The organism is Amycolatopsis sp. NPDC028719 (assembly GCF_055565395.1).
In genome coordinates this window covers 898,956-918,773 of record NZ_JBVHUL010000005.1, presented here as the reverse complement: position 1 = coordinate 918,773, position 19,818 = coordinate 898,956, and the positions used below count along the sequence as shown (strand labels likewise).

At 72.8% G+C, this 19,818-nt stretch carries 18 protein-coding genes and 1 pseudogene; 11 read left to right on the top strand and 8 right to left on the bottom strand.

Translation table 11 applies throughout. The features are described 5' to 3' along the window. The first annotated feature begins 104 nt into the window (after positions 1 to 104). Both ACZ4TR_RS27620 and ACZ4TR_RS27615 read left to right on the top strand, forming a co-directional pair. Positions 105 to 1,172: a Glu/Leu/Phe/Val dehydrogenase dimerization domain-containing protein gene (locus tag ACZ4TR_RS27620; protein WP_465289662.1), complete on the top strand. Its 1,068-nt coding sequence runs from the start codon at positions 105 to 107 to the stop codon at positions 1,170 to 1,172. 21 nt (positions 1,173 to 1,193) lie between these two features. After that, complete coding sequence (locus tag ACZ4TR_RS27615; protein ID WP_465289661.1) at positions 1,194 to 1,640, top strand: DUF2000 domain-containing protein; 447 nt, start codon at positions 1,194 to 1,196, stop codon at positions 1,638 to 1,640. 16 nt (positions 1,641 to 1,656) lie between these two features. On the opposite strand, the gene ACZ4TR_RS27610 is transcribed toward ACZ4TR_RS27615, so the two are convergent. The 3 genes and pseudogenes from ACZ4TR_RS27610 to ACZ4TR_RS27600 all read right to left on the bottom strand — a co-directional run bounded on the left by ACZ4TR_RS27610 (position 1,657) and on the right by ACZ4TR_RS27600 (position 2,901). Then, on the bottom strand, positions 1,657 to 1,869 hold the full coding sequence (locus tag ACZ4TR_RS27610; RefSeq protein WP_465289798.1) for a hypothetical protein: 213 nt from the start codon (positions 1,867 to 1,869) through the stop codon (positions 1,657 to 1,659). Positions 1,870 to 2,035: 166 nt separating this feature from the next. Then, positions 2,036 to 2,425 (bottom strand): annotated as a pseudogene (locus tag ACZ4TR_RS27605) (Rossmann-fold NAD(P)-binding domain-containing protein); the annotation flags it as partial. 77 nt (positions 2,426 to 2,502) lie between these two features. After that, the gene (locus ACZ4TR_RS27600) at positions 2,503 to 2,901 is read right to left on the bottom strand and encodes a nuclear transport factor 2 family protein (protein ID WP_465289660.1); all 399 of its coding nucleotides are present in this window, start codon (positions 2,899 to 2,901) and stop codon (positions 2,503 to 2,505) included. A 176-nt stretch (positions 2,902 to 3,077) separates the two neighbouring features. On the opposite strand from ACZ4TR_RS27600, the gene ACZ4TR_RS27595 reads away from it, so the two are divergent. Beyond that, positions 3,078 to 3,896, top strand: coding sequence for a helix-turn-helix transcriptional regulator (locus ACZ4TR_RS27595; protein ID WP_465289659.1), 819 nt, complete (start codon positions 3,078 to 3,080; stop codon positions 3,894 to 3,896). A gap of 15 nt (positions 3,897 to 3,911) precedes the next feature. Here the strand turns inward: ACZ4TR_RS27595 and ACZ4TR_RS27590 are convergent, their stop codons facing one another. After that, a complete protein-coding gene (locus ACZ4TR_RS27590; protein WP_465289658.1) occupies positions 3,912 to 4,571 on the bottom strand; it encodes a GntR family transcriptional regulator in 660 nt (219 codons plus the stop codon). Between the two features lie 67 nt (positions 4,572 to 4,638). On the opposite strand from ACZ4TR_RS27590, the gene ACZ4TR_RS27585 reads away from it, so the two are divergent. The 3 genes from ACZ4TR_RS27585 to ACZ4TR_RS27575 are packed head-to-tail and all read left to right on the top strand — an operon-like array spanning position 4,639 to position 9,109. After that, entirely contained in the window at positions 4,639 to 6,006 is a 1,368-nt protein-coding gene (locus ACZ4TR_RS27585) for an FAD-dependent oxidoreductase (protein ID WP_465289657.1), read from the top strand. Positions 6,007 to 6,033: 27 nt separating this feature from the next. Next, positions 6,034 to 7,749: a dihydroxy-acid dehydratase domain-containing protein gene (locus ACZ4TR_RS27580; RefSeq protein WP_465289656.1), complete on the top strand. Its 1,716-nt coding sequence runs from the start codon at positions 6,034 to 6,036 to the stop codon at positions 7,747 to 7,749. A gap of 31 nt (positions 7,750 to 7,780) precedes the next feature. Then, positions 7,781 to 9,109: an MFS transporter gene (locus ACZ4TR_RS27575; protein WP_465289655.1), complete on the top strand. Its 1,329-nt coding sequence runs from the start codon at positions 7,781 to 7,783 to the stop codon at positions 9,107 to 9,109. Positions 9,110 to 9,133: 24 nt separating this feature from the next. Here ACZ4TR_RS27575 and ACZ4TR_RS27570 read toward each other — a convergent pair whose 3' ends face one another. Then, a complete protein-coding gene (locus ACZ4TR_RS27570) occupies positions 9,134 to 10,156 on the bottom strand; it encodes an Lrp/AsnC family transcriptional regulator (protein WP_465289654.1) in 1,023 nt (340 codons plus the stop codon). 145 nt (positions 10,157 to 10,301) lie between these two features. Between ACZ4TR_RS27570 and ACZ4TR_RS27565 the strand changes: the two genes are divergently transcribed. Then, on the top strand, positions 10,302 to 11,624 hold the full coding sequence (locus tag ACZ4TR_RS27565; RefSeq protein ID WP_465289653.1) for an MFS transporter: 1,323 nt from the start codon (positions 10,302 to 10,304) through the stop codon (positions 11,622 to 11,624). After that, positions 11,621 to 13,105, top strand: a complete 1,485-nt coding sequence (locus ACZ4TR_RS27560; protein ID WP_465289652.1) for a M81 family metallopeptidase — start codon at positions 11,621 to 11,623, stop codon at positions 13,103 to 13,105. The genes ACZ4TR_RS27565 and ACZ4TR_RS27560 overlap by 4 nt, the downstream gene beginning before the upstream one ends. Before the next feature lie 139 nt (positions 13,106 to 13,244). On the opposite strand, the gene ACZ4TR_RS27555 is transcribed toward ACZ4TR_RS27560, so the two are convergent. Continuing rightward, complete coding sequence (locus ACZ4TR_RS27555) at positions 13,245 to 14,156, bottom strand: helix-turn-helix domain-containing protein (RefSeq protein ID WP_465289651.1); 912 nt, start codon at positions 14,154 to 14,156, stop codon at positions 13,245 to 13,247. A gap of 138 nt (positions 14,157 to 14,294) precedes the next feature. Between ACZ4TR_RS27555 and ACZ4TR_RS27550 the strand changes: the two genes are divergently transcribed. The 3 genes from ACZ4TR_RS27550 (at position 14,295) to ACZ4TR_RS27540 (ending at position 17,754) form a co-directional block, all read left to right on the top strand. Beyond that, positions 14,295 to 15,200, top strand: coding sequence for an MBL fold metallo-hydrolase (locus ACZ4TR_RS27550; RefSeq protein WP_465289650.1), 906 nt, complete (start codon positions 14,295 to 14,297; stop codon positions 15,198 to 15,200). 34 nt (positions 15,201 to 15,234) lie between these two features. Next, positions 15,235 to 16,674, top strand: coding sequence for a carboxylesterase/lipase family protein (locus tag ACZ4TR_RS27545; protein ID WP_465289649.1), 1,440 nt, complete (start codon positions 15,235 to 15,237; stop codon positions 16,672 to 16,674). Positions 16,675 to 16,746: 72 nt separating this feature from the next. Beyond that, positions 16,747 to 17,754, top strand: coding sequence for a LacI family DNA-binding transcriptional regulator (locus ACZ4TR_RS27540; RefSeq protein WP_465289648.1), 1,008 nt, complete (start codon positions 16,747 to 16,749; stop codon positions 17,752 to 17,754). Positions 17,755 to 17,789: 35 nt separating this feature from the next. On the opposite strand, the gene ACZ4TR_RS27535 is transcribed toward ACZ4TR_RS27540, so the two are convergent. Both ACZ4TR_RS27535 and ACZ4TR_RS27530 read right to left on the bottom strand, forming a co-directional pair. Further along, positions 17,790 to 18,608, bottom strand: a complete 819-nt coding sequence (locus tag ACZ4TR_RS27535) for an enoyl-CoA hydratase/isomerase family protein (protein WP_465289647.1) — start codon at positions 18,606 to 18,608, stop codon at positions 17,790 to 17,792. Continuing rightward, on the bottom strand, positions 18,595 to 19,773 hold the full coding sequence (locus tag ACZ4TR_RS27530) for a CaiB/BaiF CoA transferase family protein (RefSeq protein ID WP_465289646.1): 1,179 nt from the start codon (positions 19,771 to 19,773) through the stop codon (positions 18,595 to 18,597). The genes ACZ4TR_RS27535 and ACZ4TR_RS27530 overlap by 14 nt, the downstream gene beginning before the upstream one ends. Positions 19,774 to 19,818: the final 45 nt, after the last annotated feature.

The window sequence follows — 19,818 nt, the reverse complement described above, 5'->3', positions numbered from 1 at the left end:
GCCAACTGCCGGGCCGATCCGATCGACGTTCGGAATTTCGGCTAGTTTTCGAACATACCTCAGGATCGAGCGCATGGCTCCGAGATGTCGTGGATTCTGATGGCATGAGTCGAACAGATCTCGTATCCACTCTCGACCGGGCGGGGGTCGAGCACGAGGAACTGCACGTGGTCCGCGGGGCCCGCAGCGACCTCCCGATCGTCGTGGCGGTGCACTCCACCGCACGCGGCCCGGCGATCGGGGGCTGCCGGATCAAGCCGTACCGATCCGTCGGCGACGGCGTGGCCGACGCCTTGCGGCTCTCCCGCGCGATGACGCTCAAATGCGGGCTCGCCGAGCTGCCGCACGGCGGTGGCAAGACCGTCGTGGTCCTCGGTGACGCACCGCTGACGCCGCCGGTGCGCGAGAACCTCGTGCTCGACATCGCCGAGACGATCGGCAGGCTGGGCGGGCGCTACCGCACCGGACCCGACATCGGGACCACCCCGCAGGACATGGCGGTGATCCACCGCCTCACCCCGGGATGGGCGTTCTGCCGGCCCGAAGCGCTCGGCGGCAGCGGCAACTCGAGCGCGGCCACCGCCCGCGGGGTCCGCGCCGCCCTCGACGCCGGTGTCGCCCGGGTCCGTGGCACCCGGGCCGTCGCCGGCCTGCGGATCGGCGTCATCGGCTACGGCAGCGTCGGCCGTCTCCTGGGCCGGTCGCTGGCCGCCGACGGCGCCGACGTGGTCGTCGCCGACCGGGACGACCGCCTCCGCGCGCAGGTGGAGACCGACGGTCTCACCTGGACCGCGTCGGACCTGCTGCGGCAGGACCTCGACATCCTCGTGCCCGCCGCCACCGGCGGCCTGCTCAGCCCCGAGACCGTCGCCGGCTGCACGATCCCGCTGATCGTCGGCCCGGCCAACAACCAGCTCACCGGCGACGAGGTCGCCACCCTCCTGCACGAGCGCGGCATCACGTGGATCCCGGACACGGTCGCGAGCGCCGGCGGCATCATCCACGCCGTCTGCCGTGAGGAGCTGGCCTGCGACGAACCGGAAACCGACGCCCGCATCGACGCCATCGGCGCCAAGGTCGACCGGATCCTCGCCCACGCCCGGACCCACGGGACCACCCCGCTGCGGGCCGCACACGCACTCGCCACCCACCACCAGCCGGCAACGGCCTGAAACCGCGGAGCACCACGCACGATGACCATCGCGCCCGGCACCCCCCAGCCGCCGTCCGAACCGCCGCTCAAAGTCGTGCTCGTCGTGCGGGACGGGCTGCCCGCCAACCAGGCGGTCAACGCCGCGACCGTCCTCGGGGCCAGCATCGGCACCCGGCTGGGGCTCCCGCTGGGCCCCGAGGCGGTCGACGCCACCGGCACCCGTTACCACGGCATCGTCACCACTCCGGTCCCGATCCTGACCACCGGCGCCGCCGAGCTGACCCGCCTCCACCGGCTCGCCGGCGAGCGGGAACAGCTGACCGTGCTGTGCCTGACCGAAACGGCCCGCCGCGCCCGCACCTACGAGGCGTACCTGGCCGACCTCGCCGCCACCACCGAGTCCGACGCCGACCTCGTCGGCATGATCGTCGCGGGCCCGCGCAACCAGGTCACCAAGCTGACCAAGCGCCTTCCCTTACTGGCCTGAGGCAACGGGCGCGTGGTCACTTCCCGCGCCATTCGTTCGCGTGCTCCGAAACGAATCGCGCGAAGGTGCGGGGCGGCCGGCCGGTCAGGTCGAGCACCGTCGTGCTGACGCGGTCTTCCCGCCCGCGCCGGATCCCGTCCTCGACGGTCGCGAGGGCGGCGGCGAACCCGGCGGCCAGGCCGGCGGCCCGGTAAGCCGCGGCCTGCTCGTCCGGCTCGATCCGCCGCACCCGGATCCGGCGGCCCGTGTGGACGGTGATGGCTTCCGCGGTGTCGCCGTAGCTCCAGGCGTTCGGGCCCGGTGAGCAGGAAATCGCCGTCCGCGGCGCGAACTTCGGGATCCTCCAGCAAAGCCGCCGCGGAAGCCGCGATGTCCCGGACGTCGATCCACCCCACCTTGCCGTCGCCGGCCGCGGTGCGGATCTCGCCGAGCCGGTGGATGCGGTCGCCCAGCGGGTGCGGGCGCAAGAAGTTCTGCATGAACCCCGAGGCGCGCAGCACCACCCAGCCCCGCTCGGCCCGCACCTGCGCCGCCAGCTCCAGCGCGCTGGGCGCGTTCGGCAGGACGATGGCGGAACCGAGCAGCACGACCCGGCGCACGCCGGACCGCCGGGCCCGGCGCAGGAAAGGCTCCACCAGGGGCAAGGGGTCGACGCTTTCCACCGGGGGAACCAGGAAGACCCGATCCATGCCGCGCAGCGCGGCTTCGTGCGTACTCGGGTCCGCCCAATCGAATCGGATCGCGCCGGGATCGGCGGTGGCGGGGTGCCGGCTCGCGATCCGCACCGGTACTCCCGCACCACGAAGCCGGCCGGCCAGTGCCGCACCGGTCTTCCCGGTGCCGCCGGTCACGAGCACCCCGGTCACGAGACGTCGTCCCGGTCGAGCGAAGCGATCAGCTCGGGCAGCCGCCCGGCCGCGCGAGCCGTCGCCAGCGGGCTCCAATAGTCGCGGTACACCGTGATCCGTTCCTCGCGCACGGTCAGCACGACGACGTAGTCCAGCCGGTAGCGCTCGCCGGTGCGCACCGTCCGGCCCTCGGCCGTCCACTCGATCACCGCGGTGTCCGCGTCCTCGGTCGGACGCACGGTGAGCGCGGCGACTTCCCGCACATCCAGCAGTTCCGGGTATCCGGCCAGGTAACCGCGGACTTCTTCGCGCCCCGTCAGGCGCCGCGGCGCATCGCCGGCGGCGAAGGGGAATTCCGCGGTGCCCTCCGCCGCCCAAAGATCCGCGACGGCGTCCATGTCCTTCTCCAGCATGAAGTCGAGCAGCCGCCGAAAGCTTTCTCCGGTGCACTGGGCACGTCATCCTCCTCGGACTCGGAATTTGCTTGCCGGACCAGCGTGCCCAGCCGGCCGGCACCCGGGGAACCCACGCTTCAGCCCCGGACTGTCAGTGGGAGGTTGAGCCGGCTGCCGCATGGGATGATGGCGGTGTGTCCGGACAAGAGCTCGCCGATTTCCTCCGCCGCCGCCGGGAAAACCTGCGACCGGAGGCCGCCGGGCGGGCGCACGGACCGGGGCACCGCGCCCGGCGGACCCCCGGTCTGCGCCGCGAGGAGGTGGCGGCCCGGGCTCAGGTGTCGGTCAGCTACTACGAGCGCCTGGAGCAGGCACGCGCCTCCCGTCCGTCTCCGCAGGTGCTCGACGCGCTGGCGACCGCCCTCCAGCTCACCGGAGCGGAGCGCGAGCACCTGGCCGGGCTGGCCGGCCAGGTCCTGCCCGGTGCGCACCGCGAGCCCGAGCGAATCCCCGATGAAGCGCGTGCGCTCCTCGACCGGCTCGGCGCCATTCCGGCCTACGTCGTGAACAGCAGGCAGGACATCGTCGCCTGGAACCGCGCGGCGGTGGCCTTGATCACGGACTTCGGCCTGGTGCCGCCCGGCGAACGCAACGCCGTCCGGCTCGCCCTGCGGCTGGCCGGCACCCTGTGCACCGCCGCACCGGAGGCGGACGCGACTTTCGCTCGGCAATCCGCCTCGCACTTGCGCACGGCCGTCCTGAAGCACCCCGCCGACCGTGCGCTGGCCGAGCTGATCAACGAGTTCGCCGCCCACGACGCCGATTTCGCCGCCGGCTGGCGTGACCACGACGTGCGCCCCATCCCCGCCGTCCGCAAGCGGGTGAACCACCCGGCTCTGGGAGAACTGGAGCTGGACCGGACCACCCTGCTGTTCCCGGGCGCGGGACACACCCTGGTGATGTACACGGCCGAGCCGGGCAGCTCGAGCGCCGCCGCCCTCGAGCGTCTCTGACGGCTTCGCCGTACCTCAGGTACGCGACTCCGGCCGGCCGAGCGCGGCATAGGTGAGGTCGGTCAGGTAGTCGTTCAGGGCGAGCGCCGCGGCGACCGCGGCCGGTTCGTCGCCGTGGGCGATCGCTCGCAGCAGATCGCCGTGCAGCCGGCCCGCGGTTCGCAGGTCCTCGGCCACGTCGGGCAGGTGCGCGAACCAGAAGCGTCGTGACAGCGACTGCAAGGGCGCCATCGCCAGTTCCAGGTACTCGTTTTGCGTGGCTTCGACGATCAAGGAGTGCGAGCGTTTGAGCAACGTGGCGAACTGCCGGACGTCGGCGCCTTCGAACGCGTCCAGTTCGGCGACGAGCGCGAGCATCCGCTCCTTCTGCCGGGTTTGCGCGCGGTAGGTCGCGAACCGCGCCGCCATCTCTTCCAGGCCCCGGCGCAGTTCGAGGAGCCGGAAGTGCGCTTCGACGGACACCGCCGCGACGAACACCCCGCGATGCGGGTGGATCTCGACCATGCGCTCCCGGGCGAGCCGCTGCAGCGCTTCTCGCACGGGCGTGCGGCCGAAGCCGGTGCGCGCCATCAACCCGGCCTCGGAGACGGCCTCACCCGGTGCGAGCTCCTGGAAGGTGATCATGTCCTCCAGCAGGGTGTAGACCTGCTCGGCCTTGTTGACCTGTTCTGTCACCCGCTCATCATCGCTCATCCGGCGGCGGGGCTGGACATCGCCCGGCGCTCTCATGTACAACCGATATATGAGTGATATGTCGGTGGAGTTTCCCGGCTGGCGCCTGGATGCCGCCGCGTCGGACGCGCCGCACCTTCCCGTGCTCGCCGACGTGGACGTGGTCGTCGTCGGTGGCGGAGCCGCGGGTGTAGCCGCCGCGACCGTGTGCGCCGAAGGCGGGCTGTCCGTCGTGATCCTCGAGCGTTACGGCTTCTTCGGCGGTGCGGCGGTGGCCGGGATGTCCGGGACGATCTGCGGTCTCTACCTGGCCGCGGAATCGGGCGGGCCGCGGCAGGTGGTGCACGGGTTCACCGAGCGCTTCCGGGAAGCGCTCGGCGCGCGCGGCGGCGTCACCGGCCCCCAGCGGTACGGGAAGACGTGGACGGTCGCGCACGACCCGCTGGTCTGGCGCGAGGTCGCCGACGACTTCCTCGAACGCGCGGGGGTCCGGATCCTGCTTCACACCGCGGTCACGGGCGTCCTCGTCGAGCACGGGCGGCACGCGGGCGTCGTGGTCGAATCGAACGCCGGCCGATCGGTGATCCGTGCCGCGCGCACCATCGACGCGTCGGGGGACGCCGCGGTCGTCGCGCGTGCCGGGCACGCGACGCGGTTCGGGGACGGTGGCCGGATCCAGAACCCCACCATGTTCTTCCGGCTCGGCAACGTCGACTTGGCGGCGTTTCGCGAAGCGTACGGGGAAGACACGATCTGCCCGCCGTGGGTCAGTTCCGCCATCGAGTCCGCCCGCGCGGACGGGCTCGGCCTCCCCCGGTCCCACGTGTGGCTGTTCCGGACGACCCGGCCCGGTGAGCTGCTCGTGAACGCGACCCGGCTGGTCGGGCGCGACGGGCGGATGCTGAACGTGATCGACCCCGAAGACTTCACCGAAGCCGAGATCGACGGCCGGCGCCAGGTCCGGGACTACGCACGGTTCCTGCGGCAGCGGGTGCCGGGCTGCGCCGATTCGTTCGTCGTCGACACCGGTGTCGAAGCGGGCGTTCGCCAGACCCGCAGCATCGAAGCGGTCGAGGAGCTCACCAACGCCGACGTCCTCGCCTGCCGCAAACGAGCAGACGGGGTGGTCCGGTCACCCTGGCCCATCGAACTGCACTCCGATGACCGGCCGACCCTGCGCTGGCTGATCGATGACTTCTACGAGGTCCCCTACCTCTCCCTGGTGCCGCGAACCGGCGAAAACATCATCGTGGCGGGGCGCTGCCTCGGAGCACAGCACGAGGCCCTCGCCTCGGCCCGGGTCACCGCCCAGTGCTTCGAATACGGCCACGCGGCCGCCACGGCGACTTTGCTGTCGCTGCGCGACGACCTGCCGTACCGAGCGGTGTCCGGCGCCGACGTCCGCGCGGCGATGCACGCCGCCGGCAGCAGTCTCTGACCCGATCTTCGCGAAAGGACCACTCCCGTGACCGGCCTGCCCGACTACGACCCCGTGCGCCCGGGCGCACTGCGCAGCGAGTTCACCCCCGGCAGCACCCGCTGGGCCGTCCGCCGCGCCCAATGGACGGCGCTGGGTCTCGCCCCGGAAGACCAGGGGCGGCCCAAGATCGCGATCGTCAACACCTCGTCGAAACTCGGCATCTGCTTTTCCCACCTCGACGGCATTGCCGAACTCGTCGCCGAAGCGGTGTGGGAAGCGGGCGGGCTGCCGTTCGAAATCCGCACCACCGCGCCACTGGACTTCGTGACCAGTGCCGGCCGGAAGGCCCGCTACCTGATGCCCACCCGCGACCTCATCGTCAACGACGTCGAGGCCGCGGTGGAGGGCGCCGTGCTGGACGGCATGGTGTGCCTTTCGTCGTGCGACAAGACCACGCCCGCGCACCTGATGGCGTCGGCCCGGCTCGACCTGCCCTCGATCATCGTGCCCGGCGGCTTCCAGGGGGGTGGCCGCTACGGCGGCTGCTCGGTCGACATCGACACCGTCTACGAATCGGTCGGCGCCGTGCAGGCCGGCACCATGACGGTCGGCGAACTCGGCGAGCTGGCCGATTCCGCGATCCAGGGTCCCGGTGTCTGCGCCGGGCTCGCGACCGCCAACACGATGCACGTCCTGGCCGAGGCGATGGGCATGACCCTGCCCGGCGCGGCGCCGATCCGCGCGAACTCCGACCGGATGCGCGCGCTGGCGGCCGACGCCGGCCGCCGGATCGTCGAAATGGTCGCCGAGGGGCTGACCGCGCGGAAGATCATCACCGGAAAGGCCATCGAAAACGGTGTCCGGGTGGCGATGGCGCTCGGCGGCTCGGTCAACTGCGTGCGCCACCTGGCGGCCGTGGCCAGCGAAGCGGACCTGGACCTCGACGTCGTGGCCCTGTTCGAGCGGCTCGGCGAGGACACCATGCAGCTGGCCGCCATCCGCCCGAACGGAACCCACCAGGTGTGGGATCTCGAACGCGTGGGCGGAGTCCGGGCCGTGCTGCGGACCCTGCTGCCCCGGCTGCACGGTGACGCGCTGACGGTCAGCGGGCGAACCGTGGCCGAGCTGTCCGGCGACGCCCCGGAAGCGGACGGAACCGTCCTGCGCCGGCTCGACGACCCGGTGCGCCCGGAACCGGGTTTGCTGATCCTGCGCGGCTCACTGGCCCCCGACGGGTCGGTGGTCAAGGTCGCGGGCGCCGGCGCCGCCCGGCGCCGGTTCACCGGCCCCGCCGAGGTCTTCGCGGGCGAGGACGACGCGATCGCCGCGCTGGGCACCGGGAACATCGCCGAAGGAAGCGTGATCGTGCTGCGCGGGATGGGACCGCGCGGCGGCCCCGGCACGGTTTTCGCGGCGAGCTTCGTCGCCGCCCTCAACGGCGCCGGGCTGGGCGGCAAGGTCGCGGTCGTCACCGACGGCGAGCTCTCCGGTCTGAACCACGGACTGGTCCTCGGCCAGGTCATGCCGGAAGCCGCCGACGGCGGCCCGCTCGCGGGCGTGCGATCCGGCGACACGATCACCATCGACCTCGACGAGCGGACCGTCGACACCGTCCCGCTCCGGCACGGGGAACCGGTCACCTCCGGCCGCCCCGCCGAAGAACGGGGCTGGCTCGGGCAGTACGCCGCACTCGTCGGCCCGGTCCAGCAGGGAGCCGTTCTCCGCCGGCCCAAGCCCGCCACACCTCCGTCCGGCCACTGACGCACCCTCCCCCGGATCGAAGGAGAACACCGTGTCCGCAGCACCCGCCGGCAGCGCGCCGGGACAGTCACGGAAAGCGTCGCTCGCGGCGCTGGTCGGCACCGTGCTGGAGTGGTACGACTTCATCGTCTACGGCACCGCCGCGGCCATCGTGCTGAACACGCAGTTCTTCCCGTCGCACGACCCGCTGCTCGGCACCCTGGCGGCGTTCGCCACCTACGCCGTCGGCTTCCTCGCCCGGCCCGTGGGCGGCCTCGTGCTCGGCCGGCTCGGGGACCGCGTCGGGCGGCGGCGGATGCTCGTGCTGACCCTCGTCCTCATGGGTGCGTCCACGACCGCGATCGGCCTGCTCCCCACCTACGCCCAGGTCGGGGTCCTGGCCCCGATCCTGCTGATCCTGCTGCGGCTCGTCCAGGGTTTCGGCGCCGGCGGCGAGTACGCCGGCGCCGTGGTGCTTTCGGTGGAGCACGCCCGCCCGGACCGTCGCGGGTTCGCCGGCTCGGCCGCTCCGCTCGGCTACGCCGTCGCGACCCTGCTCGGCAACGGCGTGTTCTCCCTGTTCCTGTTGCTGCCCGAGGATCAGTTCGCGTCCTGGGGCTGGCGGCTGCCCTTCCTGCTCGGCGCGCTGTGCCTGCTCGTCGGCTACCTCATCCGGCGCACCGTCGAGGAGCCGCCGGTCTTCCAGGACACCAGGACCGGCCCGTCGGCCGAGCGGCCGGGCGGGATCTTCGCCGCGATCCGCCGGCACCCGCGCAGCTTCTTCATCGTCGTCGGCACCCGCATGGGCGAAAACGGTTTCGCTTACCTGCTCCCGGTCTTCGGGGTCGCCTACGTGGCCACGACACTGGGCCTCGGCCGGTCGCTCGGGCTGGGGGCGGTCATGATCGCCTCCGCGGTCCAGGCGGTGCTGATCCCGCTCTGCGGGCTGCTCTCCGACCACGTCGGGCGCAAACCCGTCTACCTGGCCGGCATCATCGGCTCCGTGTGCTGGATGGTCCCGTTCTTCCTGCTCAGCGACACCCGCTCGGCGGGCTGGGTGATCCTCGCCTTCGTGATCGGGCTCGGCGTGTTCTACCCGGCGATGCTCGCGCCGCAGGCCGCTTGGTACGCCGAACTGTTCGACACCGAGTTCCGCATGTCGGGGTTCGCGTTCTCCCGCGAGGTCGGCTCGGTCCTGGCCGGCGGCTTGGCCCCGTTCATCGCCACCGCGCTCTACGCATGGGCCGGGCACTGGTGGCCCATCCTCGTGTACATGGCGGCGATGGCGGCGCTGACCGTCGTGGCGCTGGCGCTGGGCCCGGAGACGGCCCGCAGCCCCGTCGCCGAGCCCAGCGCGGCCAAGGAACCCCAGGCTTCCTGAGCCTGCCGCAGTTGTCGTGAGTGTTCAGTCGGGTTCCGGCCCGGCCGAACACTCACGACCGGCTGCCCAGGGATCGACGGGGACCACGCGGACGCTGCGGCCCAGCTCGTCGACGATGCGTCCGTGCACCTTCACCTGCTGGAGCACCACCCGGCGGTCGACGACCGCCGCCGCCGGGTGCTCCCGCACGATGCGCTCCAGCACCTCGTCGAGGTGTTCCAGCGAGTGCAGGCTGACGACCAGGGCCAGATTCGCCGGCCCCGGCACCCCCGAGCAGTGCCGTGTCTCCGGCATCGCCCCCAGTGCCCGGCCGACCGCCGGGAGGTCGCCGTCGGGCACCGACAGCCACAGGAACGCCATCGAGCCCCAGCCGGTGAGCGGCCGCGCGACGTCGCAGCGGAAGGTGATGTCGCCGTGGCGGTGCAGCCGGTCCAGTCGGCGCCGGACGGCCTGCGGCGAGACCCCCAGTTCCGCCGCCAGGTCGTGGTAGGAACGGCGCCCGTCGTGGCCCAGTGCCAGGAAGAGCTGCCGGTCCCCCTCGCCGAACGGGCGGATCCGCTCCGGTGGCGGCCCGGGGAGTTCCCGCACCTGCTCGGTCCGGACCCGGTTGATCACGCCCAGCCGCCACACCACCCCGCCGAACAGCCCGTTGTAGAGGTAGGAGTGCATCGCCGTGACGTCGGCGGGGATGGGCAGGGAACGCACCAGCACGTCGGCGATGGCCGCCAGCGAAGGGGCGAGGACCAGCGCGAACACCTGGAACCGGCCGGTGGTCACGCCGACCGTGCTCACGTGGGGCAGCTCGGCCAGGGCGAGTGCGACGGCCCGCGCGGTGCCCGGCCGGCACGACAGCTCCAGCACCGCCCCGCGCATCCGCCGGTCGCTCAGGGCGACCGTCACCCAGGCGCTGCCGTCGTCGACCAGCCGCTGCCATCGCCGCGCCAGCGTGATCGGCGCCAGCTCCAGCGCGGCCGCCAGGCTCGACCAGCTGGCCCGCGGGTTGAGCTGCAGGGCGTCGACCAGCGCGAGGTCCGTTTCGTCCAGCACCTCAGGCCGCGCAGCCCGGTGGGCACCACAAAGCGTCCGGATCGAACATTTGAGGGGTGATCATCGGCTGTTTCCCACCTTCTCGACGCCCGGACCAACGATCTCCCGCACAGTACCGGCAATCGAACGACCGCGAGGAGTCCGCATGGCCATCGAGAAGGAGAGCACGGCACCGCCTGAGCTCTACCGCAGGATCGGGTGGCGCATCCTGCCGCTGCTCGTCATCTGTTACCTGTTCGCCTACGTCGACCGGGTCAACATCGGCTTCGCCAAGCTGCAGATGGCCGAGGACATCGGCATCAGCGAATCGGTCTTCGGCCTGGCGGCCGGCATCTTCTTCCTCGGCTACGTGCTCTTCGAGGTGCCCAGCAACCTGCTGCTCCGCCGGATCGGTACCCGCAAGACGCTTTTCCGCATCATGCTGCTCTGGGGGATCACCTCGGTGGCCATGCTGTTCGTGCACGACGCGACCAGCTTCTACGTCCTGCGCTTCCTGCTCGGGGTGTTCGAAGCGGGGTTCGCGCCGGGCATCATCTTCTACCTGACCTACTGGTACCCGCGGGCGCGCATGGGCGCGGCGATGTCGGTGCTGATGATCCCCGGTCCGCTGGGCTCGATGCTCGGCGGACCGGCGTCCTCGCTGATCATCAGCGGCCTCGACGGGTCCGCCGGCCTGGCCGGCTGGCAGTGGATGTTCCTCGTCGAGGGGCTGCCCTGCGTCGTGCTGGCCTTCGTCGTCCGGAAGGTCCTGCCGGACGGCCCCGGCGACGCCCGCTGGCTCACCCCCGGCGAGCGCTCACTGCTCGCCCAGGATCTGGCCGGCTCGCACGAAAGCGGGGAGCACCGCTTCCGGAAAGTGCTCACCGACCCGCGGGTCTACGGCCTCGCGTTCGGCTACTTCTGCCTGATCAGCGGCCTCTACGGGGTCAGCTTCTGGCTGCCGACGATCCTCTCGGAGAACGGCGTCCGGTCCGTCGTCGCGATCGGCCTGTGGTCCGCGGTGCCCTACGCGGCCGCGCTCGTGCTGATGCGGGTGCTGGCCCGCCACTCCGACGCCACCGGCGAGCGCCGCCGGCACACGGTCGTCCCGACCCTCGTCGCCGCGGTGGGCATGGCTGTCGCCGCCCTCAGCGGGTCGGTCCTCGGCGTCTCGATGATCGCGCTGATCGTCGCCACCGCCTGCATGTGGGGCGCCTACACCGTGTTCTGGTCCGTGCCGGCCACCTTCCTCAAGGGTGACGCGGCCGCGGGTGGCATCGCGTTCATCAACAGCATCGGCCTGCTCGGCGGGTTCTTCAGCCCCACCCTGATCGGCTACGTGAAGGAAACGACGGGCAGCACCGAGATCGGCCTGCTCACGCTCGTCGGCCTGCTCGTGGCCGGCGCGGTCTCGCTGGCGGTCACGCGAGTACGGACGGAACCCGGCCGGACCGCCCCGGCCGCGAACGGTGCGGAGGTGGCCCGATGACGGACGGCACGACGAGGATCCTGGTCGCCGGGTTCCAGCACGAGACCAACACGTTCGCGCCCACGCCGGCCTCGTACGGCAACTTCGCCAACGGCGAGGGCTTCCCCGCCCTGCGCCGCGGCGAAGGAGTGCTCGAACTCGAGCCGGTCAACCTGCCGGTCGGCGGGTTCCTCGGGCAGGCCCGGGCCCGCGGCTGGGAGGTGCTGCCCGTGATCTGGGCGGCCGCCAGCCCGTCCGGGCCGGTTACCACCGACACGTTCGAGCGCATCGCCGGCGAGATCGTCGACGCCGTGCGCCTCGGCCGGCCGGACGCGGTCTACCTCGACCTGCACGGCGCCATGGTCACCGAGCACCACGACGACGGCGAGGGCGAACTGCTGGCCAGGGTCCGCGCCGCGGCCGGACCCGGCGTGCCCGTGGTCGCGAGCCTGGACCTGCACGCCAACATGTCGGCCCGGATGTTCGACGCCGCCGACGCACTGATCTGCTACCGCACCTACCCGCACATCGACATGGCCGCGACGGGGGCGCGGGCCGCCGGCCTGCTCGCCCGGCTGCTCGACGGCGAACGGCTCCGGCTCGCCTGGCGCCGGGTGCCCTTCCTGATCCCGATCAACGCGGGCTGCACCGATCTGGAGCCCGCCCGGTCTGTCTACAGTGGTCTGGAATCCCTCGGCGGAGACCACACCACGGTGTCGTTCGCCGCCGGGTTCCCCGCGGCCGACATCCCGGACTGCGGACCGGTGGTGTGGGCCTACGGCACCGGCCCGGTCGAGGAGATCGCCGACCGGCTGTACGGCGAAGTGACCCGGGACGAGGCGAAATGGCGGGTCGCGCTGCTCGACCCCGCCGACGCCGTGGCGCGCGGCCTCGAGGCCGGCGGTGCCGGTCCGGTCGTCGTCGCCGACACCCAGGACAACCCCGGCGCCGGGGGCTCCGGCCGCACCACCGGGTTGCTCCGTGCCCTCCTCGTGGCCGGCGGCGACGAGCCTGCCGCGCTCGGGCTCATCCCCGATCCCGCGGCCGCCGCCGCGGCCACCGAGGCGGGCGTCGGCGCCACGGTGGACCTCGCGATCGGCGGTGATCCCGCGGTGCCCGGGGACGAACCGGTACGGGGCCGGTTCGTCGTCGAGGCGCTGTCGGACGGACGCTGCCGGTTCGACGGGCCGATGCTGCACGGCACCGAGGTCGACCTCGGGCCCTCCACCTGCCTGCGCTCCGGGTCCGTGCGGGTGGCGGTGACGACCGGGCGCTCCCAGGTGTTCGACCGCAACCTGTTCCGGATGGTCGGCATCGTCCCGGAGGAGCAGCGGCTCCTCGTGGTGAAGAGCTCGGTGCACTTCCGCGGGGATTTCGAGCCGATCGCCCGGGAGATCCTCGTCGCCCGCTCCCCCGGTCTCGTCGCGGCCGATCCCGCCGACCTCGACTGGCGCCGGCTGCCCGAATCGGTCCGCGTCACCCCCGGTGGCGGACAGCCGTGACGAGCGCCCCAAGGTGGCCTTGGGTGCGTCAGACGCACCCAAGGCGGCCTTCGGTGCGTTGAGCGCAACCAAGGCCACCTTGGGGGGGCACCGCCGGGCCTCTGTCAACGAACCTCCGACGCGCGACACCAGGAGGTGGTCACCGGGCGGCGGTGGAGCGGTCCGGCCGGGCCGGTCCGCCGCTGCGCTCGGCCGGCTCCACCGCGCTCGCCTGCCGCAGCAGGGCCAGTGCCGCCTCCGACGGTGACCCGGCCGGCGTCGTGCACACCACGACGGACTGCCCCGGTGAACGCGCGAGGACGAGGGTCTGCTGGGTGACCGTCACCGTGCCGACGACCGGATGGCGCAGCTCGTAGGTGGCCGCGTCGCACGGCGTCACCCGGTGGTCACCCCACAACGCCACGAACTCCGGACTCTTCATCGTCAGCTCGCCGATCAGCTCGGCGAGCTGACGGTCCTCCGGATGACGGCCGACGGCGACCCTCAGATTGCCCACGACCGCGCGCGCCTTGCGCCGCCAGTCCCCGTAGAGCTCCCGGCAATGCGGGTCCAGGAACAGCATCCGGCTCATGTTCGGCCGGTGCGCGGCGTCCTCCGGGCTCAGCGGGTCCACGTGGCCGGCGAGCAGGGCGTGCCCGAGTGGGTTCCACGCCAGCACGTCCGTGCGCCGGCCGAGGACGAGCGCCGGGACGCCGTCGAAGGAGCGCAGCAGGTCTCGCGTCTCGTCGGCGAGCTTCTCGGGCCGGGGCCTTCGCGCCCGCGGTACGCGGCGGGCCGCCCCGGCGAGGCGTTCCAGGTGGTCCCGCTCGTGGTCGTCGAGCAGCAGGGCGCCGGCGATCGCCTCGAGCACCTCCGCCGACGCGCCACGGGACAGGCCCTGTTCGAGCCGGGTGTAGTAGGACACGCTGACCCCGGCCAGCTGCGCCAGCTCCTCCCGGCGCAGCCCCGCCACCCGCCGGCGCGGCCCGAGGTCGCGCAGACCCACGTCTTCCGGGCGCAGCCTGGCGCGCCGTGCTTGCAGGAAATCGCCGAGCGGGCCTGGTCCGTCCATCACTCCACTATCCATGCCCGCGGCGCCGCCCAGCCACACCCTCCGGGGGATAGGACAACGCGGGGCTGGTCGGCGCGCGCGAACACGATCAGGCTCGATCCGGTCAGGGCGGCTGCCCGCGACTCGCGAGGAGTGATCATGGATCAGATCAAGCTGGGCGACGTGACCGTCACCCGTGTCAAGGAGTACTACGGCTCGGTCGAGATGGGCCCCGCGGACTTCTTTCCCGGAAGCCCCGACGGCGCCTGGGACGAGCACCGGAGCTGGCTTGCCCCGGACTTCCTGGACTCCGGCGCCGGTGAATGCGTCTCGGCCATCCAGACCTGGCTGCTGCGCAGCGAAGGCCGCACCATCCTCGTCGACACCGGGGTCGGCAACCACAAGGACCGCCCCTACGCGCCGGTCTGGAGCCGGCTGGACACGAACTTCCTGGACAACCTCGCCGCCGCCGGCGTCCGGCCCGAGGACGTCGACATCGTCATCAACACCCACCTGCACATCGACCACGTGGGCTGGAACACCTCCCTCGACGGCCGGACCTGGGTGCCGACCTTCCCGAACGCCACGTACCTGATGACGCGGCAGGACTTCGACTTCTGGAACCCGGCCAACAATCACCAGCCGCGGTTGGGTCGCGGCAACCAGAACGTCTTCGAGGACAGCGTCGCCCCGGTGCACGAGGCCGGGCTGACCCACCTGTGGGACGGCTCGTACCGGATCGACCGGAACCTCCGGCTGGATCTCGCGCCCGGCCACACCCCCGGGTCGTCCGTGCTGACCCTGGAGTCGGGCGGCGACCGCGCGCTGTTCGTCGGCGATCTGGTGCACAACCCGCTGCAGGTTGTGGAGCCGGAGACGAACTCCTGCTTCTGCGAGGACCCGGCCGGGGCGCGGGCGACCCGCCACAAGCTCCTCGGCCGCGCGGCCGAGGACAACGCGCTGGTCTTCCCGGCTCACCTCGGTGGCCACGGCGGCGCCGTGGTCGAGCGTGCCGGGTCGAAGTTCGCCATCAAGGAGTGGGCGGGCTTCTCCCGCATCGCGTGAATCCCGCAACAGCCCGAGAAAGGAAGCGTTTCCCGTGTCCCAGCAGGCAGATCCGATCGTCGAGACCCCGGCGGGCGTCGTGCGCGGTGTTCGTGACCGCTTCGGCGAGCTCTACCGCGCCGTCCCGTATGCGGCGGCCCCTACGGGCGCCGGCCGATTCGCGCCGCCGGTGTCCCACCCGGGCTGGTCCGGTGTCCGGGACGCCACCGCGCCTTCGCCGACCGCGCCGCAGCCGGCCCGCGACTTCGGGCGGCTCGACATGACCCCCTACTTCGGCCCGGGCTGGGTGCGCGGCGAGGAGTACCTGACCGTCGACGTCCGGACCCCCGGCACCGGCGGCGGGAAGCGGCCGGTCATGGTCTTCGTGCACGGCGGCGGGTTCGTCACCGGCTCCACCCGCGCCGCGCTGTACGACGGCCGGGCGTTCGCCCGCGACGGCGTGGTGCTGGTGACGGTGAACTACCGCGTCGGCATCCCCGGCTTCCTCGACCTGGCGGGTGCCCCCGCCAACCGCGGGCTGCTCGACGTCCTCGCCGCGCTCGGCTGGGTGCGGGACACGATCGCCGGGTTCGGTGGCGATCCCGGGAACGTCACGCTGTTCGGCCAGTCCGCGGGAGCCACCATCATCGGAGCCCTGCTGGCGACGCCGGAAGCCAAGGGGCTGTTCCGGCGCGCGATCGTCCAGAGCGGCAGCGGCACCGGCGCCTTCACCCCCGAGCAGGCGCAGCGGGTCACGGCCGTGGCCGCGCGGGCGCTGGACGTGCCGCCCACCGCGGAGGCCTTCGCCGACATCCCGGACGAGCGGTTCCTCGAGATCCTGCCGGAGCTCGCGGGGATCGACCTGCGGACCGCGACGGCCACGGACCCACTCGTCGAGCTGAGCCCGTTCTCCCTGGTCCTGCCCGTGCAACCGGCCGACGCCCTGGCGGAGGGGCCGGCGGGAGAGGTCGACCTGCTCATCGGCACCAACACCGAGGAGGGCCACCTCTACCTGGTACCGCAGGGCAAGCTGGAATCGTCGACGGACGACGATGTGCTCGCCGTCGCGGCGAAGGTCGGCGCGGATCCCACCGCCGTCGTCGCGGCCCATCGGGCGGCCCGGCCGGGGGCGACCCCGGGCGAGCTGCGCTCCGCGGTGCTGGGCGAAGCCCTCTTCGGGACCGGCACCGCGCGGCTGACCGACGCCCACGCCCGGCTGACCGGTGGCCGCACCCACGCCTACTCGTTCGGCTACCGCTCGACGGCTTTGGGCGGGCGGCTGGGCGCCACCCACACGGTCGAGCTGCCCTTCGTCTTCGACCTCGCCGACGAACCGTGGCTGCACGGCGACGCCGGCCTGCTCGGCCCCGACCCGGCACCCGCCGGGCTCGCGGCCCGCGTGCACGGCGCCTGGGTCGCCTTCGCGACCCACGGCGACCCGGGTTGGGCAGCGTACGACCCGCGGCGGCCGCAGGTGGAAGCCCTGGGTGGCTGAAGGATCCCATCGGGTCGGGCACAATCGATTGCCGAGGTCCGGGCAATCGATTGCGCCGGTAGACTCCCCGCCATGGCCACGCTCCAGGACGTCGCCGACGCGGCCGGGGTTTCCCGCTCCGTGGCGTCGCGAGTGCTCACCGGCGACACGCGGGCCCGGGTCAGCGAGGCCACCCGCACCCGGGTCCGCGACGCCGCCGAGGCTCTGCAGTACGTGCCGAGCCACCGGGCCCGGGCCCTGCGCTTCCGGCGTTCCGGCGCCGTCGGCCTGATCGTCCCGGACGTCACCAACGCCGTCTTCGCGGACATGCTCGGGGGCGTGCAGGACCGGGCCCGGGAAGCCGGCATGTCGGTGCTGCTCGGCCAGGTCGACCCGCCGCCGTCCGGGCACGGGCGCCTGCGCGAGCTGGTCGCGGCGGGCCGGGTCGACGGCGTGCTGCTGCAGCGTCGCGAGGACCTCGACGACGCCGCCCTCGCCCAGGTGCTCGGCGACGACGTCCCCGTCGTGCTGATCAACTCCCGGCTGCCGGGCCGGCCCGGCTCGGTGGTCCTCGACGACGTCGCCGGCGCCCGGCTGGCGACCCGCCACCTGGTCGAGCTCGGTCACGAGCGCATCGGCCACCTCGCCGGCGTACCGCACCACGACACCGCGGTCCGCCGCCACCAGGGCTACCTCGAGACGATGGCCGAAGCCGGGCTGACGGTCGCGCCGGAGTGGGTGGTGCGGGCGGGCTGGGAGGCGGCCGCCGGGGCGGCGGCCGTTCCGCTGCTCCTGGGCGCGCCACGGCGGCCGACCGCCCTCGTCGTGTCCAGTGTGAACGCGGCGGTCGGCGCCGTTTCCGCGCTGGGCCGGGCCGGCGTCCGGGTACCCGACGACATGTCCGTCGTGACCGTGCTGGACACCTGGGTCGCGCAGGCCTGGAACCCGGCACTGACCACGGTGCGGCTGCCGCTGCGGGAGCTCGGCCGCGCGGCGTGCGGCGTGCTGATCGAGCACCTCGGCGGCACACCGCTGCGTGATCTCGTGGTGGCCGACCCGGCGCCGCGGCTGGTGCTGCGGGAGTCGACCCGCGCACTCTGACCCCACTCGGGGAACCGGCCGCTTCCCCGCCGCGATCAGCGTCCGGTGAACCGCGGAGTGCGCTTCTCGACGAACGCCGTGATGCCCTCGCGGCCGTCGGCGGAGGCGAACAGTTCCGCCAGCGCCTCGCGTTCGCGGCGGAAGCCCGGGCCGGCGGATCCTTCGGGTCCACCGTGGACGGCCGCGACGACCGCGTCCCGGATGGCGGCCACGGCCAGCGGCGCCCGCCCGGCGAGCAGGTCCGCGACTTCCAGCGCCCGCGAGACCAGCTCGTCCCCTTCGCACAGGTGCGTCACGATGCCCATCGCCTCGGCGGCCACGGCGTCCAGACGGTCGCCGGACATCGTGAGCCAGCGGGCCCGGGTGGGGCCGGCGTGCCAGGTCAGCCGCTGGGTGCCGCCCCAGCCCGGCAGCAGCCCCAGGGTGACCTCGGGCAAGCCGAACGCGGCGCCACGCTCGGCGACCACCACATCGCACGCCAGCACGAGTTCGAACCCTCCGCCGAGGGCCAGTCCGCGCACCGCCGCCACCACGGGTACGCGGCACCGCGCGATCCGGTCGCACAGAGCGTTGCAGCGCTCGGTGAAGGCGGCGAACTCGCCGTGGTCCGCGTCCGCGTAGAAGGCGATGTCCGCGCCCGCGGCGAATGCCTTGCCGGCACCGGTGAGCACCGCCGCCCGCACGGTCCCGTCGGCCTCGATCCCGTCGAGCGCGACGGTCAGCGCGTCGACGGTGGCGTGGTCGATCGCGTTGTACTTCGCCGGCCGGTTCAGGGTGAGGACCGCGACGGCGCCGCGGCGCTCGACGAGCACCGGGCCGGCACTCCGGTCGACGCCGGCCTCAGGACCGGGCACCGAACGCACCCCCCGCGACCAAGGCGTCGATCGCGGCCGGGCTGTAGCCGAGCTCCCCGAGCACCTCCCGGGTGTGCTCCCCCAGTGCCGGTGGCACCCGGCGCAGCCCCGGGCGCTCGCCTCCGTAGCGGATCGGGTGGGCCGGCACCCGGACGTCGCCGGCCTCCGGGTGCGGGATGGTCAGGATCGTCTCGTTGTGCCGGACCTGCGGATCGGCGGCGACGTCGTCGAAGTCGCAGACCGGCGCGTGCCAGACCCGGAACTCGGTGAACCGCTCGATCCAGTACGCCGTCGGGTGCTCGGCGAGCAGTACGGCGACCCGCTCGTTGACCTCCTCGCGGCGGGCGTACTCGTCGGCGGGGGCGACGCCGGTGAACCACGGCTCGTCGAGCACCTTCGCCAGCACGTCCGTGCCCGTGAGAGAGATCGTCAGGTGCCCGTCAGCCGTGGCGAAGACGCCATACGGCGCCTTGTAGAACCGCGACGAGACGCCGGAGGGGCTTCGCTCGCCGCGAAACCCGTTGAGGTGGTAGGAAAGGGGCTCGACCTGCAGGTCCAAGGCCGCGCTGAGCAGGTTGCTCTCCACCCGGGTGCCTTCGCCGGTGCGCGCCCGGCCGTGCAGCGCGGCCAGGATCCCGAGCGCCCCGAGCGCCGCACCGTGCGCGTCGACCACGGAGGCACCGACCGGGGTGGGCGGCCGGCCCTCGACACCGGTCGCCGCGGCGAGGCCGGACAGCGACTGGACGAGGACATCCTGCCCCGGCCGGTCCTTGTAGGGGCCGTCGGACCCGTAGCCGGAGAGCGAGCAGTAGACCAGCCGGGGGTTGGTGGCCCGCAGCTCCTCGTAGCCGAGCCCGAGGCGGTCCATCACGCCCGGCCGGAAGCTTTCGATCAGGACGTCGGCACCGTCCAGGAGCCGACGCAGCACTCGGCGGCCCTCGTCGGACTTGAGGTCGACGACCATGCTGCGCGCGTTGCGGTTCGCGAGCAGGAAGAACACCGAGACGCCGCCGACGAACGCGTCGGGGCCCGACCAGCCACGCTCGAAGGCGCCTTGCGGCGGCTCGATCTTGATCACGTCCGCACCGAGGTCCCCGAGGATCTGGGTGGCGGAGGGGCCCTGCAGGAAGTGCGTGAAGCTCACGACTCTGGTTCCGGAAAGCATGTGCGGTCCTGTCTGTGCGTGCGGATGTCCGCCGGCGGAACGGAG

Bases quoted from the DNA above. Each gene is read 5' to 3' on its own strand.
- ACZ4TR_RS27620 (WP_465289662.1), top strand. From the start codon at position 105: ATGAGTCGAACAGATCTCGTATCCACTCTCGACCGGGCGGGGGTCGAG.
- ACZ4TR_RS27615 (WP_465289661.1), top strand. From the start codon at position 1,194: ATGACCATCGCGCCCGGCACCCCCCAGCCGCCGTCCGAACCGCCGCTC.
- ACZ4TR_RS27600 (WP_465289660.1), bottom strand. From the start codon at position 2,901: ATGCTGGAGAAGGACATGGACGCCGTCGCGGATCTTTGGGCGGCGGAG.
- ACZ4TR_RS27585 (WP_465289657.1), top strand. From the start codon at position 4,639: ATGAGTGATATGTCGGTGGAGTTTCCCGGCTGGCGCCTGGATGCCGCC.
- ACZ4TR_RS27565 (WP_465289653.1), top strand. From the start codon at position 10,302: ATGGCCATCGAGAAGGAGAGCACGGCACCGCCTGAGCTCTACCGCAGG.
- ACZ4TR_RS27560 (WP_465289652.1), top strand. From the start codon at position 11,621: ATGACGGACGGCACGACGAGGATCCTGGTCGCCGGGTTCCAGCACGAG.
- ACZ4TR_RS27555 (WP_465289651.1), bottom strand. From the start codon at position 14,156: ATGGACGGACCAGGCCCGCTCGGCGATTTCCTGCAAGCACGGCGCGCC.
- ACZ4TR_RS27550 (WP_465289650.1), top strand. From the start codon at position 14,295: ATGGATCAGATCAAGCTGGGCGACGTGACCGTCACCCGTGTCAAGGAG.
- ACZ4TR_RS27540 (WP_465289648.1), top strand. From the start codon at position 16,747: ATGGCCACGCTCCAGGACGTCGCCGACGCGGCCGGGGTTTCCCGCTCC.
- ACZ4TR_RS27530 (WP_465289646.1), bottom strand. From the start codon at position 19,773: ATGCTTTCCGGAACCAGAGTCGTGAGCTTCACGCACTTCCTGCAGGGC.